Origin of the sequence: Haladaptatus halobius, from assembly GCF_020618475.1 — an archaeon.
Lineage (GTDB): Archaea > Halobacteriota > Halobacteria > Halobacteriales > Haladaptataceae > Haladaptatus > Haladaptatus halobius.
On sequence record NZ_CP085336.1, the window covers coordinates 80,001 to 94,242 of the forward strand.

12 protein-coding genes and 4 pseudogenes are annotated in these 14,242 nt (G+C 48.6%); 7 read left to right on the forward strand and 9 right to left on the reverse strand.

The features are described from left to right. Positions 1–54: 54 nt before the first annotated feature. Positions 55–240, reverse strand: a pseudogene (locus tag LIW51_RS17020) (orc1/cdc6 family replication initiation protein); the annotation flags it as partial. Between the two features lie 1,047 nt (positions 241–1,287). On the opposite strand from LIW51_RS17020, the gene LIW51_RS17025 reads away from it, so the two are divergent. Continuing rightward, a complete protein-coding gene (locus LIW51_RS17025) occupies positions 1,288–3,249 on the forward strand; it encodes an archaea-specific SMC-related protein (protein WP_227377665.1) in 1,962 nt (653 codons plus the stop codon). A 452-nt stretch (positions 3,250–3,701) separates the two neighbouring features. Here LIW51_RS17025 and LIW51_RS17030 read toward each other — a convergent pair whose 3' ends face one another. The 5 genes and pseudogenes from LIW51_RS17030 to LIW51_RS17045 form a co-directional block, all read right to left on the reverse strand. Next, complete coding sequence (locus LIW51_RS17030) at positions 3,702–3,992, reverse strand: PadR family transcriptional regulator (RefSeq protein ID WP_227377666.1); 291 nt, start codon at positions 3,990–3,992, stop codon at positions 3,702–3,704. A 479-nt stretch (positions 3,993–4,471) separates the two neighbouring features. Continuing rightward, a complete protein-coding gene (locus tag LIW51_RS17035) occupies positions 4,472–5,080 on the reverse strand; it encodes a trimeric intracellular cation channel family protein (protein WP_227377667.1) in 609 nt (202 codons plus the stop codon). Positions 5,081–5,244: 164 nt separating this feature from the next. Continuing rightward, on the reverse strand, positions 5,245–5,505 hold the full coding sequence (locus tag LIW51_RS17040) for a winged helix-turn-helix transcriptional regulator (RefSeq protein ID WP_227378259.1): 261 nt from the start codon (positions 5,503–5,505) through the stop codon (positions 5,245–5,247). 39 nt (positions 5,506–5,544) lie between these two features. After that, positions 5,545–5,811 (reverse strand): annotated as a pseudogene (locus tag LIW51_RS39185) (cupin domain-containing protein); the annotation flags it as partial. Between the two features lie 243 nt (positions 5,812–6,054). Beyond that, positions 6,055–6,150, reverse strand: a pseudogene (locus LIW51_RS17045) (IS5/IS1182 family transposase); the annotation flags it as partial. 418 nt (positions 6,151–6,568) lie between these two features. On the opposite strand from LIW51_RS17045, the gene LIW51_RS17050 reads away from it, so the two are divergent. The 3 genes from LIW51_RS17050 to LIW51_RS17060 all read left to right on the forward strand — a co-directional run bounded on the left by LIW51_RS17050 (position 6,569) and on the right by LIW51_RS17060 (position 8,855). After that, positions 6,569–7,159 (forward strand): hypothetical protein, encoded by a 591-nt coding sequence (locus tag LIW51_RS17050; protein ID WP_227377668.1) that lies wholly within the window; start codon positions 6,569–6,571, stop codon positions 7,157–7,159. Between the two features lie 145 nt (positions 7,160–7,304). Beyond that, positions 7,305–8,291 carry an MBL fold metallo-hydrolase gene (locus LIW51_RS17055; protein WP_227377669.1) on the forward strand — a complete coding sequence of 329 codons (987 nt, stop codon included), beginning with the start codon at positions 7,305–7,307 and terminating at the stop codon, positions 8,289–8,291. Between the two features lie 120 nt (positions 8,292–8,411). Continuing rightward, positions 8,412–8,855, forward strand: coding sequence for a MaoC/PaaZ C-terminal domain-containing protein (locus tag LIW51_RS17060; protein WP_227377670.1), 444 nt, complete (start codon positions 8,412–8,414; stop codon positions 8,853–8,855). Between the two features lie 145 nt (positions 8,856–9,000). Here LIW51_RS17060 and LIW51_RS17070 read toward each other — a convergent pair. From LIW51_RS17070 to LIW51_RS17080, 3 genes and pseudogenes are all read right to left on the reverse strand, one after another. Next, a pseudogene (locus LIW51_RS17070) lies at positions 9,001–9,506 on the reverse strand (gamma carbonic anhydrase family protein). Positions 9,507–9,613: 107 nt separating this feature from the next. Next, positions 9,614–10,204: a GPR1/FUN34/YaaH family transporter gene (locus LIW51_RS17075; protein ID WP_227377671.1), complete on the reverse strand. Its 591-nt coding sequence runs from the start codon at positions 10,202–10,204 to the stop codon at positions 9,614–9,616. 173 nt (positions 10,205–10,377) lie between these two features. Beyond that, entirely contained in the window at positions 10,378–11,154 is a 777-nt protein-coding gene (locus tag LIW51_RS17080; protein ID WP_227377672.1) for an enoyl-CoA hydratase/isomerase family protein, read from the reverse strand. A gap of 281 nt (positions 11,155–11,435) precedes the next feature. On the opposite strand from LIW51_RS17080, the gene LIW51_RS17085 reads away from it, so the two are divergent. The 3 genes from LIW51_RS17085 to LIW51_RS17095 all read left to right on the forward strand — a co-directional run bounded on the left by LIW51_RS17085 (position 11,436) and on the right by LIW51_RS17095 (position 14,205). Then, positions 11,436–12,278 carry an acyl-CoA thioesterase gene (locus LIW51_RS17085; RefSeq protein WP_227377673.1) on the forward strand — a complete coding sequence of 281 codons (843 nt, stop codon included), beginning with the start codon at positions 11,436–11,438 and terminating at the stop codon, positions 12,276–12,278. A gap of 264 nt (positions 12,279–12,542) precedes the next feature. Beyond that, on the forward strand, positions 12,543–13,439 hold the full coding sequence (locus tag LIW51_RS17090; protein ID WP_227377674.1) for a CoA transferase subunit A: 897 nt from the start codon (positions 12,543–12,545) through the stop codon (positions 13,437–13,439). Beyond that, entirely contained in the window at positions 13,429–14,205 is a 777-nt protein-coding gene (locus LIW51_RS17095; protein WP_227377675.1) for a CoA-transferase subunit beta, read from the forward strand. Before LIW51_RS17090 ends, LIW51_RS17095 begins: the two co-directional genes overlap by 11 nt. Positions 14,206–14,242: the final 37 nt, after the last annotated feature.

Below are 14,242 nucleotides of genomic sequence, written 5' to 3' on the forward strand. Positions count from 1 at the left end.
TTTATCTGTATCCATATTTCTATGCTAAATTGATTGAGATCGGAGCCTGGCTCGTTATAGTGTAGCTTTGAAATGCTGTGCGAGATCGACGGCACGAAGTTCGTCATCGTTGGCGTCGTCGAGTCGCATATCTTCCCGGGGCGTCTCAATGATGGTCTCCGGATTCTCGCCAAATGTGAACTCAAGATAGGTTCCCGAATGGGGCCCCTGACTTTTCCGGTCCGACTCGACCAACGAGTAAGCCCGTCAGTCACGGTATGTGGTGGCTCTCTCAACGCACCTTGGTCGCCTCAGCTTGCCTCAATTGCTTGATCACAATGACCGACATCCCTTAGGGGAAGACTCAAAACTATGGTGAGATCGCTGCTTAACTCGATACTTCGCCTATCTAGGACAGGCATGCGCATCCAACCCTTGATTTGATGCGCGCCTTCTATTCAGGTCTATATTCAGAGAACCAATAAGATTCAGAAGATTGGAAATTGGTATCCAAAACGATCCACTTCTTCAAAATTATTTACACGGTATTCTCGTTGTTTACCATGATACCTATCTTAAAGAGCGTCTCGGCAACCGGAGTCCAAAATGTGCTTGATAACATGGGTGATGGCCAAGTGCCGAAGCGGCTCATGGTCGCAATCGCCGACAAACAAGGCGTTTCTCAAACGGACTTACCCGAGTGATACGGGTACCCACGGAAAACCGTGTATAAATCGGTTCCAACGATTCGAAGAGGAAGCCGTCCGCAATGCAGCCCGGGATAAGCCCCGCCCGGGTCGCCCACTGAAACTCGGTCATGAGGAACAATCCGAAATCTTATAATTACTTCATAAGTCACCTGCAAATGCCGGCTACGACGCTGAAGAATGGAGTATCCCACTTGTACAACGGCTTGTCGACGAGCAGTTCAATGTCACTTATTCATGGACGAGTGCATACCGACTGCATTCTAAAATTGAGTAATAAATTTTGAATCGCTGCTTGTGATTCCACTCATAAAATCCAATTAATTTCTATGCTAAATTATAATTAAAGGTGAAAATTACCACAACGTCCTCTCCAGAAGCACACTGTTACCCATTGACAACCAGAGGCTGATTTTCTGCCGCGATTAGCGCCTTGAGGCAGACATAGTTGGCCGAGTATTGAGCAAAAGTGCCAGAAGTTGTTTTAGAGGCTTGTGATTGGGCTGACTGATTTCACTAAACGTAGATGGAAGGACAAACCTTAGTTGCACGTTGCCTTCAGCCAGCATCCATTTATAATCTCCAGATCGCTAATCACGATATGAAAATTTCACAGCAGGATCAGCACCACATTGAGTTGAGCGCAAGTAATATCGGCGGAATCGACCATACTGACGTGGAGTTTTCCCCCGGAGTGACGGTCCTCATGGGCCGGAACGCAACCAATCGAACGTCATTTCTCCAGGCGATTATGGCGGCTCTTGGGAGTGACCAAGTGACACTCAAAGGTGATGCGGATAAAGGATCAGTCGAACTCACAATCGACGACGAGACATATACACGCACACTCACCCGCACAAATGGCGTAATCAAGATGAGTGGCAATCCGTATCTCGACGATACAGAACTCGCCGAGCTGTTTGCCTTTTTGCTCGAGTCAAACGAAGCACGTCGGGCCGTCGCTCGCGATGATGATCTGCGTGACTTAATAATGCGTCCCGTCGACACCGATACGATCCAAGCTGAAATCGACCGGTGTGAAACCGAAAAGCAGCAGATCGATACCGAACTCGAGACTCTGGACTCACTCAAACAGCAGCACCCTAATCTTGAGCAAAAACGGACGCGTCTCGAAACGGAAATCGAAGATAAACAGGCAGAGCTCGAAGCAAAAGAAACCGAGCTCGAGGAGGCTGATACGGATATCAGCGAGACACGAGATGAAAAAGCCGAACTCGACGAAAAACTTGAAGAGCTCCGCGAAACCCGCTCTACGCTCGAAAGCGTTCGCTTCAAAATCAGTACTGAAGAGGATAGTATCGAGGCGCTCAAGGACGAACTTGCTGAATTAGAGACGGAACAGGAACAGCTTCCAGATGATGCAGGTGAAACGGCCGAAATCGAGCAGGAAATCCAAACGCGTCGCGAGCGCAAACAACAGCTCAGTTCAACGCTCAGCGAATTACAAACGATCATCCAATTCAACGAAGAAATGCTCCAAGGGACGAGCCCCGATGTGCGAAGCGCCCTCGCGCCGACGACCACCACTGATGAGGGCTCTGACGGGTCGATTACCGATCAGCTTGTCGCTGATTCTGAAACGGTTGTGTGCTGGACGTGTGGGACGGAAGTCGACAAACAAGAAATCGAAGCAACCCTCGAGCGACTTCGTACGCTTCGGCAAGATACGCTTGGCGAGCGTTCCGAATTGGATTCCGAAATCAGCGAATTCGAACGTGAGAAATCTAACCTTGAGACGAAACAGCGTGAACGCGAGCAAACCGAGCGACGACTCTCCCAGATTAACAATGAACTTGAGGATCGTGAAGACCGTCTTGAGGACCTTAGATCCGAACGTGCTGACCTGACCGATGATATCGAGAAACTTGAGGATGAAGTCGAAGCACTCGAACAGGAAGATTACAGTGAAGTCCTCGATCTTCACAAGGAAGCAAATCAACTTGAATTCGAACTCGAACGGCTCGAATCCGATCTGGACGATGTCGAAGCGGAAATTGAGGAGATTGATGCGAAGCTCGCGGAACGAGAGCAACTCGAAGCACAACGCGAGGAAATTCAAGCGGAGTTGGCTGATCTCCGCACTCGCATCGAACAAATTGAGCAGAATGCAGTCGACGAGTTCAACACCCATATGGAGACGGTGCTTGAGTTGCTTGACTATGCGAATCTCGAGCGCATTTGGATCGAACGGACACAGCAAGACGTCCGTGAGGGGAGACGGAAGGTCACGAAAAGTGTCTTCTCGCTCCACGTGATTCGGAGTACAGAGTCGGGAACTGCCTATGAGGACACAATTGAGCATTTAAGTGAGAGTGAGCGTGAAGTAACCGGGCTGGTGTTCGCGCTTGCCGGATACCTAGCGCACGAGGTCTATGAGGACGTGCCGTTCATTCTGCTTGACTCGTTGGAAGCGATCGACTCGGATCGGATTGCGACGCTCGTCGATTACTTTAGCGAATATGCCGGGTATCTTGTCGCTGCCCTGTTGCCTGAGGACGCAGCCGCCCTTGACGATGCATATGAGCGAGTGACCGAGATTTAGTTAACGCCAAAATTCTGCCACTACTTATCTAATCAAAGACAGAATTATACCTGAATAATGTATAAAATCATATTTCATTTTGCTGGCTAACCGGGAATATATTTAGTAAATATTTGTTCTCTGTAGGGAGGACATACAGTCTATACCTGGGACGAATTCAAAGAGCCCGATAGATTTTCTGTCACGTTGACACTGGGACTGGCACTCGCTTTCGTCGGCATTCCATTGGGCGCCGCTCTCAGTATTACCGTCTCAAAGAAGTCGCCCGTGAATAGAGTAGCGTCGAGAACCACTCATCAACTCCAAACTGGCGTTATCTCTAATCGGTTCCACGAATTACGACTGTTTCGATGGAGTATAATCTGTTTTGCTGAAACGCTCGTGTTGTGGCAGAACGAGGATTTAATTGATGGCGTAGAGGTTGCCGAAAGGATGGATGCGAAACAGGGTTCTCAGGCTGTTGTAACTTCTTGCCCGAGATACTGCTGTTCCCAGTCTCTTCTCGTTTCGATTTCTCGCTGGCCACGCTGAGTCAGCGTATAGATGTTCGTCCGGCGATCTTTTTCGCTCTTCTCAATCAGCCCTTTGTCGACGAGTGTATCCAGATTTGGATAGAGTCGCCCGTGATGGATTTCCGTTTCGTAGTACTCTTCGAGGTCATCTTTGATGGCAAGTCCGTGTGGATCGTCCAACCCCATCACGGCGTACAAGAGGTCACGTTGAAAGCCAGTCAGATCGTGCATTGTTCTCCCACTATTTATTGTCACGTATTCATAAAATCAGTTACGGTATGTTGGAGGTCATCGGCTGACCAGTTGGCTGCAGATGGTCTCGATAAATCTTCGGTGGACTCCGGTCAGAAACCAGAGTCCGAATTCACGAGACACTTACAACGATGGTAGTGACGTGGGAACAGCAGGGACTCGATCCACCTGATTAATTGACGTCGGTGCTCGGAGGACAACGGCCGGATTCACAAATAGAGGCATCTACGAGGAAAATCCGCTAAACAGGCACTGCTAGATTGAAACCTTCTGTTCGAGTGCTGTGATCGGTGGGTGATTCTCCAGTGCTTGGTGGCTCCCGCTAAATACAGAGGTTGTATCTCGTATTCAATAGGCGCTCGATTTAGAGGTGATGTGGTGAACAAGCCAGTCATCTGATCTGCAATCCGAACGAGAATCCCAATACAGGAGCATCCGTCCCACTATTTATCAATAGTTCAGCTACGTATCAGTCCTAATTTCTGTGCTGTGGGGAGATTCCAGTCGTACGTAACTGCTACTAACCGTGTCCCAACGGTCACTACCGCACACATTACGGCAGCGGTGCTCCCCACAGTTCCCACACTCATCGCTACCCAGTACGTACTCCCGCCCAACACTGCACAACTCGCATAGAAATCGTCAAAGAGGATAAACGGAGAGCGATCGAGAAGAATATCTGCAAAAGCACCGCCTCCCACTGCGTTGATTGTTGCGATAGCGACGACACCAAATGCTGAAACGTTCGCCTCGGTTGCGACGATAGCACCAGTTGTAGCAAAGGCAGCGAGCCCGATAGCGTCCGAGACGAGAGTAATTGGATGGGTATCCGGAGACGGTAGGACGGCGCTTAACGCAATCGCTAAGCCGACTCCAAGCAGACCCAAACTGATTTCGATTGGTGACTGAAGTGCTAGTGGGACTCGACTCACAAGGAGATCCCGTGTCGTCCCACCAGCAAATGCCATCGCCAGACCAACGACGGTAATCCCGAATAGATCGAACTTCTCACGGATTGCCTTAGCCGATCCGACAAGTGCAAACGCGATCAAGCCGATCGTGTTCATAACAGCAAATGGATCGCCGAACAGAACTGTGATGAGATTCCGAATCACTGTCTTCGCCTATGTGACCAAATATCTTGAGCACTGCGATGTCAGTAGTGATGTGTGGGATATTGGACGGTGTAAGCAGTATGCGACTAACCACCGTTTCTGAAAGCATCGCGAGTCTATGCGAGCCAGTCTTCGCCCCACTCGTCTAATGCATCGAATACGGGACAAAGCGCACTGCCTTTCTCGGTCAGGGTGTAGTAGCTTGCGACCGGCGATTCGAACTCCTTTCGGTTCTCGATGAACCCTTCCTCCTCCAAATCATCAAGCACACGCGAGAGTGTGTAGGAGCTCGCGCCCGTTGAGCGCTTGAGTTCGTTGAATCGCTTTTCACCGTCACGTAGGTCGTTGAGGACGATGAGCTTCCTCTTCGCCCCCATCTCTTCGACAGCCTCGACGACGTTGCAGACGCCCGCGGGCTTGTGCCAGAAGTCGCCTGCCTCGACGTGGACTTCCTTGCTATCTTGAACACGTACGCACTCTCCCTCGAGTAATACTCCACACTGCTCTTCCGGATGACTTGGTAGGTCGCCTTCGGAGTGCAGGTCGATACTCACGATTGACAGCATTGAGTTACTGCCGGGGAAGATCTCCGCATGCAATCCCTCTCCGAGTACGCGTGAAAGCCCTGAATCGTCTTCACGGAGATTGTGAACCCAGTCCGGTAACTGAGGATCGTCTTCCATGTATCCCTATCTTGTTGGCTTATCTGATAACGACTTTTGGTTTCTGTAGCGCCCCCCTGTTCACGACAGGACCTCCTGCGGACGTCGTGGGTCTACAGTAAAGACCAAGAGTGGGTCACAGACCTGCCGTCCGGAGGTCGATTACAGTGATGACGCCCACACAGAGCGCGATTAGGATATTCTCCATTCGAGCCATAACAATCGCAGTAAAACCTGCTGCCGTCCACTCTGCTGGCCCACCAGCGAGGATTTCGAGGAATACCGCGCGACAGTCCGGCGAGCCAAGTGGAGTATCTGCTCAACGAACCGCAGTAACTGCGACTTTGGGAGGACCTGCATCCAGTCAACCTACCGGCTGAATCTGTAACTCTCCGAGAATTTCGATGGAGCCATGCAGCTAAAATATCTAAGTCCCTCCGACTATGTTTGGTAGAATTGAGAAAGAAACGGAAGTCGGTTCACCTGTTTCCATCTAACTTAGAACGATCTCATGCATTGAGAGGGCCAGTCGCAACTTCTGCGATCAAGGCCAAGTCCTAACTACATCATGCATAGAGGTCTAAGAAGCTGTGGTGACGGACTTCCAATCTAAAAGAGGCAAGCCTTCATTAGGATAGTCCGCGATGTTCATCGTGACTGGAGTAACTGACGCTGCTCAGGGAAGAAGATAACTAACCCACTAAACAATGCGAAAGGTTGTCCGTTATCCGAGAGTCGTGTTTGGTCCTCTGCTTGAATCATTGAGGGAGTCAAGACAATGAAACCCAAAAACAATTCAATATTCAAAGTAAGTCCGTTGAATAGAAAAGGAAACTACGTCTCATTGTTAGAATCTACTTGGAAGGAACACGGCCTGATCTCCGTAACAGATGGTGGTATCAGCAGTAGCATACAACTGATCACATCGGATGACACGATTGTCTCTGAAAAAGCAATTACTACAAAGGCAATAGCACCTTTCGATGAGATATTTGAATGGAAGTTCCTTCGAGACACGATGATTCGTCCAGATGGAATTCTTGAACCCATTCCCCGACACTACGCTGCAAAGGTTGCTGGGTCAATTATTCGGTTTGTTGAAGATCTTCGTTTAGGAACGATAGTTCTAGCGAACTTTGATAACCATCTCATCCCTGGTATTGTTACTGGCCCGTGTCAATATCGCTCAAATTCGGCTCTGACTAACGTTGCACCGACTCATGTATTCCAGCGGGATGTTCGGTGGTTAGATCCTGAGGAGAATGTGGTAGAGGATCTATCGATTGATGAATATTTATTTGATTCTCATTCCAATATGGTTCCTGCCAAGGAATTATCTGTTGCAGAGGCGTTGTGTGAAGTCGGATAGTCTTCCGAATCTCCTAATCAAAATCATAATCGAGTTCGTTAAAAACCGTATGTCTATAAGAGAAAAATTCATACGGGACAACAATGAACTTCCTACACTAGCCGGTTCCAGGACTATTATATCAGTTCAATACCTCTCTCAACTCGTGATTGTCGACGCAATCCAGTTGAGCAATACGGAGTTCGAGGGAAAGAATAATACCTATCTGCTCCGCGGTGACGAGATCGCGCTCATCGATACAGGTGTCTCAACACCACAAACAGAAAATGCACTTCGGACAGGACTTGCCGACCATGGCCTGACTGTGACTGATCTCGATCACATCTTCTTGACACACTTACATGAGGATCATATTGGCCTTGCAGGTACCTTGCAACGTGAGAGTGGGGCAACCGTCCATGCGCACTCCGCAGATGCACCACTAATTGCACGTAAGTCAGAGGCGGTTGACCAATTCCGTCAGACACAACACAAATTCTTTGACCGCTGGGGGATGCCGACAACTGCACGCCGTGAACTACTGGACTTCTTTAAACATCATGACAAACTTCGTGGTGAACCTGCCGATTTAACCACACACACTGACGGTGATGTTATCACTGTCGGTAATAAACAGCTCACTGTCGTCCATACACCGGGACATACTGCTGGTCATATCGGCTATGCATTCGAAGATAAAGACGGAACGGCGTTGTTTGCTGGCGATGCACTATTACCCCATTATACGCCAAACGTTGGCGGAGCAGACGTACGCGTATCGCATCCGCTTGATTCATATCTTACGACACTCTCTCGTATTCAAGATGCTGACTTTGAGCGAGCGTATCCCGGGCACCGCCATCTCATTACCGATCCGGCAGCACGAGCGCAAGAGATTATCGATCACCATCACGAGCGGAGTCAACGCGTTATCGAAGTGCTCAATAAGTATACCGCTGCCGACGCATGGACAGTCAGTGCGGAACTGTTTGGCGATCTCAGTGGGGTTCACATTCTTCACGGCCCAGGTGAAGCTTACGCACACCTCCATCATCTCACTAAAAATGGTGTTCTAACCGAGGACGACGGTGCATATGCGACGAAATCGGACACAAAACATCATCTTAAAGATCTCTTTAACGAGATTGAGTAATTTCAAACATATTCCACTCGATTGCACCCTCCATTGAGGTAGACTACAAGATCTCAAACGAGTACTCGGACTGATGGTTTGGCCAAGATTTTTGGTAACGAGGGGCAATGAATTAGTTTGATGAGGGAATTTTACTACGACGATATTGATGTCGGTGAAGTTCACGAACTTGGGAGTTTTACGGCCGAACGAAAGGAACAATTAGAATTCGCAGAACAGTGGCACCCAGAACTACTCCCCCGTGACGAAGAAGTGTCTATGGACACACTACAAAATGACATCATCGTGAATGGCTTGTATATCGCGAGCTCGTGTATGCGTTTATTGGTGGACCGGTTTTTGAACGATACTGCGTCGCTTGGATCGTTCGGCCTTGATGAAATACGGTGGCCAAATCCTGTTAAACCAGGAGACACAGTGAATGTAAAATGTCTAATTACTGAAAAAACAGCATCAAAATCACACGATGATCGAGGATACATAGAGATCGAAGTGCTGGGAACAAACGAAGATGACGATGAAGTAGTATTCTGGCGTGGAACGAATATTTTTTCACGCAAATAATCGTTGACTCTTTTGCGTATGATGGTGGAGGTAGAGATCAAGACCAATGTCAGACATCGCTCTGGAAGTGAATTTACTGTAAACCCAGAAGATCGGTTCAGCGACTGGCACGTCGATGATGCTAATAAAACTCAAAATCAAGGTACTATTCAAATCGACCAGTTTCCTTATAACTCCGACCGAAGTCAACGTAGTGTTGATGAACTCGCGATATCTCTTGTTTCTGGTTCTCAGTCAAAGGCCGTGTTTGAGCAGGGGCTCCGTATACTAGGTGCCCTTCTGGAATTGTTTGATCCTGCAGGACGACGCTTCCCGCCGCGACTAAGCAGTTCGACTCGACGGTTGCACCATGGAGAACTGTACTTTGCATCCCAATAAGTGCATGGTTCTTGACCGTTGCATAATCAATAACTGCATTGTGGCCGATGGATACTTCATCCCCAATCGATGCCCATGGAGCATCGTGAATTCTTGTATGTTGCACTCTTCGCCAACTGTCGTTGGATTATTCTTTTCATCACCACGTAAACAAACGAAAGGCCAAAGACTGGACCGTTCTCCTACTGTAACATCTCCAATCAAATATGACATCTTTGAAACAAATGCAGACTCAGCTACTTTTGGCTCCATGCCGAAAATCGCTTCTTGCATATTCTGACTAACACTGACCAAGTGATAAAGTCTTATCGACGGATAAGCGAGGATGTCTTTACTGTGGTTGTTATTCAAGCGAGTTCATTATCAGTTTACTCAGGTTGCTATGTATCAACCGTTTTTGAGGGTGTTTTTTCTATCTCTGCTTCTTTTTCTATCTCTGTTTCCATACTAATTCCTAAGATATCTTCTGCGGCAAGCCACCAAATACATAGTGCTGATAGCCATGCAGAAGCGCCAGCAGCAATATTGAGAGTAGCATTCGAGAGTATAAAGTTTATACCGGCGAACAACACTAGTAGAAACAAGGATATGAACGCCCCTTGAATCTGCCAGCCCATTTGATTTTTAAAGGCTGGATATCCCAGGAGTGCAATCGGAACGAGAAGTGCAAGGAAGTAGGTTGCCATTGCTTGCGGCGTCACCAAATGCAATACATGACCTACCGTTTCAAGCATAAAGAGACCGAACAACCAGATTCCAAATGTTGCAACTACTGAACCGATATAGGTTTTGCCTTGCGAAATTTCCCATAGACCGCCAATACTTTCACCTACTGCCGCTATGAAGATAGCGAATACTAATGCGCCTGCTGCGTCAGGTGCTATCAGTAGTTCAGCCCCTAAAACGGCAAGTGAATAACCGAACAGTAGTAGGGGGAAGATTCCAGGATTGACTGATTTATCTTGTGCCATGGTCCAACACACCCATGATTGACAACAACGAAATATATGTGTTATGGTCTCGGTTATTTTTGCCAGGATTCTATCATAGCAATTCAGGATAATTCCCAGTTTATCATATTACTACTACTAACGCCGTTATATTCGGTTCATAATCCGAACAAAGAAACACCGACCGATCTTGCCTAATTACCAGTAAAATCGGGATCTCGTTTTTCTCGAAACGCTTCTATTCCTTCCTTATGATCCCGTGTTTCCAGAAGAGTGCTCTGAGCTAGCGACTCGAGTAAACTTGCTGTTTGAGTGTCCTGGTTCCAAGCAGTATCGATGACACGCTTAGCTAATCCGAGGGCCTGTGGTGGTTGCTGGAGAAGATCGTGTGCGTATTCTTGAGCGGCATGAGCTGGGTCCTCCGCAATTCGCTCAATAACACCTAACTCAAGTGCTTGTTCTCCATCGAACAATTCTCCGGTGAAAATAAGATCTTTTGCTTTTCCAGGCCCAACGAGCTGAACAAAGCGAGAACATCCACCAAGTCCAGGAATGAGACCGATATTATGTTCGGGAAAGCCAAGAGTAGCGTCAGGCGATGCAATTCGAACGTCACATGCCAATGCGAGTTCGAGTCCGCCGCCGACGCAGGTGCCATTGATGGCTGCAATGACTGGTTTTTCGAGTTGTTCTAACCCATCAAATACACGGCCAAGAATCCGCGAATTCGACCGGAACTCTTGTGTTGTCCACTCTTGGGCTTCTTCGAATAATCCGATATCAGCACCGACGGAGAACACATCCTCAGCGCCTAAAAACACAACCACTCGTATTCTGTCTTCCCGAAGTACTTCCAATACATCTGCTAGCTCGTGGCGAACTTGTTGACTAATCGTGTTCACCGGTTCGTTATCCAATTGGACCGTTGCAACTCCGTCCGAAATCGTTAGGTCGAGCGTTTCAAACTGCATACTCCTTATTCCGTACTCACCCTATATGATTCTGTGGTGTTGAGCGGTAGTCTATCTCACTTCGAAACAATATCACAGACAAAGGCAACAAGGCTCTCAGTCAACACTAAAGACGAGTTCTTTACCGTCATCTTGTAGTGTCCACGAAAACCGCTCTTTCGATACTGAATCAACTATTGACCAATGCTGCATTGTAGATCGCAAGCGTATGCTTAGGGACGATCTCGTATTGTTTGCCGTTTTCTATACTTTAGTAGTGCCTGATGAGGTACCGAAGTGATATGCAAACCATTGCCAATCACCGAGTACGTTTCGGTGATCTTGCTGGGTCGCTAGTTCACGGCGCGAAGTTCTTCGATTGGCAGTTAATTTCCACCCAAGAGGTAGCCATGGCGTTTGACTACCCCTTTGAAGAAATCCTTGCTGCCGATGGTATTCCCTATGCACCAGTAGTCGTTAGCACCTCGGTCGAGCGCTATCCCACCGTGGGAGACACTATCTCTGTCGAAACAGTTCCACGGAGCGTCGGGGACTCAAGCGTGGAACTGGTATACAAGATGGTAAACAGTGACGGTGAACATCTGGCAACAGCGCAAATGACCCATGTAACTATTTCGCCAACTGGAACTGCAGTACCACTTCCCGAAGGGGTTCGCTCGACCTTTACTGACGCTTGTGTGGATTGCAATCCCACTGTCGGCCCAAGTACGGAAACCAGTGGAAACAAAGAACTCCCGTCGTTTTCATCGACATTCCCGATTCGTAGTCCCTATATCGAGGGGGCGGAGTTAGCCTATTTCGAAGAATATCCACGATTTGCAGATATTGCCCTTGAAGAATATCTCAGTGAACAAGGAATGAGCATTACCGAATTACAGGGGGAAAAACAGCCGTATCGCATTCGCAACTGGAACTGGGAATTCAAGGCACCCGTGCAGTTCGAGTCGACACTAACTGTTACATGTGACGTACTAGCGGTCGAACGTGAAACAATTCGCATTGCCCATGAGTTGTCCAGCAATGGTCAAACCAACATCAAAGGTGTCACCGAATACGGCTGTTATAATCGGTCGGGTACTCCTGTACCGTTTGATGAGGCGATGCTCACGCCGTTTACGGCATAAACACTCATCTTCTGCGGGTGGATCTCCTACTGCATAAAATCAGAATAGATTTTCAGCAAAGCTGGAGTTCTTCTCAAATTGGCTCACCTCATTATTGTAGTATGGCGATCAAACGGTTTTGCCAGACTTGGTTGAATTCTATGTTGATTTTCGACCCTTCGGTAAACAGTGCACGCTTCTTTGAAAACAACTTCAAGACCAAGAGGCTACCACGAATTCAGCAGCGGAGGGGTTTATATACGATTGTCGAGTAGTAAACCGCGTATGTCAAGGGATAAGATAGCCAGCATGAGCGATGCTATTGCTGATATTACGGCCGGCAGTTCCGTTGCCCTTGGGTTGGCACTAGAACATGCAATACCATTTGCCGCTGGCCATGAGCTAATTCGACAGGGAATTTCGGACCTCACGTTGATTGGCCCGATCAGTGATGTGCTTTTCGACCAGCTAATTGGGGCTGGGTTAGTAGAACACATTCGCGCTGCATGGATTGGGAATGTAAGTACAGGCACTGGCCATTGTTTCCGACGAGCAGTCGAGAGCGACAATCTCACAGTCGAGAACCATTCAAATTTCAGCATTGCACTTGCGCTAAAGGCAGCTGGGATGGGCGTGCCCTACCTCCCAACACGATCGTTATTGGGGAGCGACATTCTCAAAGAGAACAACCAGTTCATTGAAACCGAAGATCCCTTCGAAGGAGAGTCCGTGGTTCTCATTCCAGCTATCGCCCCAGATTGGGCAATTGTTCATGTACAACGAGCTGATCCATACGGCGACGCTCACTTCTGGGGCAACACTGGAATTACTCATCCTGCTATCGAGGCAGCAGATTGCGTGATCTTGACCACTGAAGAAATCGTCGAGCCGTCGGTGATCAAGAGTGACCCAAGCAGAACCAGCATCACTCGCGACCAAGTGACCGCCGTCGTTGAGGTGCCACACGGAGCTCATCCGTCACCGGTAGCCGGCTACTATAACCGTGACAACCAGTACTTCCTTGACTACTACAAGTGGACCGAAAGTCACTCAGCGTATGAGGAATGGGTTACAGAGTGGGTGTATGATGTTGATTCGCGTGCGGAATACTACGAAAAGGTAGACGCGGATCTCTCACTATCCGTCGATTGTCCCGCTGCGGAGGTGAATTATGGCCAGTGACGATCACGAATATACTGACCGAGAACTGATGGTGAGCGCTGCGGCCCGTGAGATTGAGGATGGAGACGTGGCATTCGTCGGGATGCGTCTCCCATTAATTGCATTCCAGCTGGCCGTTAGCACCCATGCGCCGAATGCACTCTCAGTCTTTGAAAGCGGTGTTGTACGTGATGCTCCGGCAGATGGATTTATTCATACAATGTGCGACCTCCCGAACCTCAATTGTGCCGTTGCGACAACGGATATGATCGACATCATGAGCCGATTACAACGGGGTGATGTTGATGTTGGATTCCTCGGCGGTGCTGAGATTGATCGACGCGGCAACTTAAATACAACACGAGTACAGGCTAGTGAGCAAGAAATCCGACTCCCGGGAAGCGGCGGTGCTTGTGACATTGCGTGCATGGCTGGCCGAACTGTGATCCTGATGGCCCACGAATCCCGCCGGTTCGTCGAAGAAGTCCACTACAATACTAGCCCCGGATACGGAGAGGGTAAAGAGTGGCGGACTGAGAACGACGTACCAGGAGGGGGCCCTGACGTACTAGTCACTACAAAGTCGACGTTCGGTTTCCATGACGGCGAACTCGTTCTCAAAACGACGCATCCAGGCGTGTCGGTTAACGAAGTGAAAGCCGACTTTCCTTGGGAATTGCAGACGACAGCCGATGTTGGGCAGGGGAAGGTCGAGGAGACACCTGAGCCTACGGAGGGAGAGCTATCGCTAATTCGCAAATTCGATCCTGAAGGATTTTGGACTTAATAGTTGTTTTCTTGTAACCGTTGCCCGGTTCTAACCG

What these genes read in the sequence shown, in the direction of transcription:
- LIW51_RS17025 (WP_227377665.1), top strand. Translation starts at nt 1,288, where the DNA reads ATGAAAATTTCACAGCAGGATCAGCACCACATTGAGTTGAGCGCAAGT.
- LIW51_RS17030 (WP_227377666.1), bottom strand. Translation starts at nt 3,992, where the DNA reads ATGCACGATCTGACTGGCTTTCAACGTGACCTCTTGTACGCCGTGATG.
- LIW51_RS17035 (WP_227377667.1), bottom strand. Translation starts at nt 5,080, where the DNA reads ATGAACACGATCGGCTTGATCGCGTTTGCACTTGTCGGATCGGCTAAG.
- LIW51_RS17040 (WP_227378259.1), bottom strand. Translation starts at nt 5,505, where the DNA reads ATGGGGGCGAAGAGGAAGCTCATCGTCCTCAACGACCTACGTGACGGT.
- LIW51_RS17050 (WP_227377668.1), top strand. Translation starts at nt 6,569, where the DNA reads ATGAAACCCAAAAACAATTCAATATTCAAAGTAAGTCCGTTGAATAGA.
- LIW51_RS17060 (WP_227377670.1), top strand. Translation starts at nt 8,412, where the DNA reads ATGAGGGAATTTTACTACGACGATATTGATGTCGGTGAAGTTCACGAA.
- LIW51_RS17075 (WP_227377671.1), bottom strand. Translation starts at nt 10,204, where the DNA reads ATGGCACAAGATAAATCAGTCAATCCTGGAATCTTCCCCCTACTACTG.
- LIW51_RS17080 (WP_227377672.1), bottom strand. Translation starts at nt 11,154, where the DNA reads ATGCAGTTTGAAACGCTCGACCTAACGATTTCGGACGGAGTTGCAACG.
- LIW51_RS17085 (WP_227377673.1), top strand. Translation starts at nt 11,436, where the DNA reads ATGCAAACCATTGCCAATCACCGAGTACGTTTCGGTGATCTTGCTGGG.
- LIW51_RS17090 (WP_227377674.1), top strand. Translation starts at nt 12,543, where the DNA reads ATGTCAAGGGATAAGATAGCCAGCATGAGCGATGCTATTGCTGATATT.
- LIW51_RS17095 (WP_227377675.1), top strand. Translation starts at nt 13,429, where the DNA reads ATGGCCAGTGACGATCACGAATATACTGACCGAGAACTGATGGTGAGC.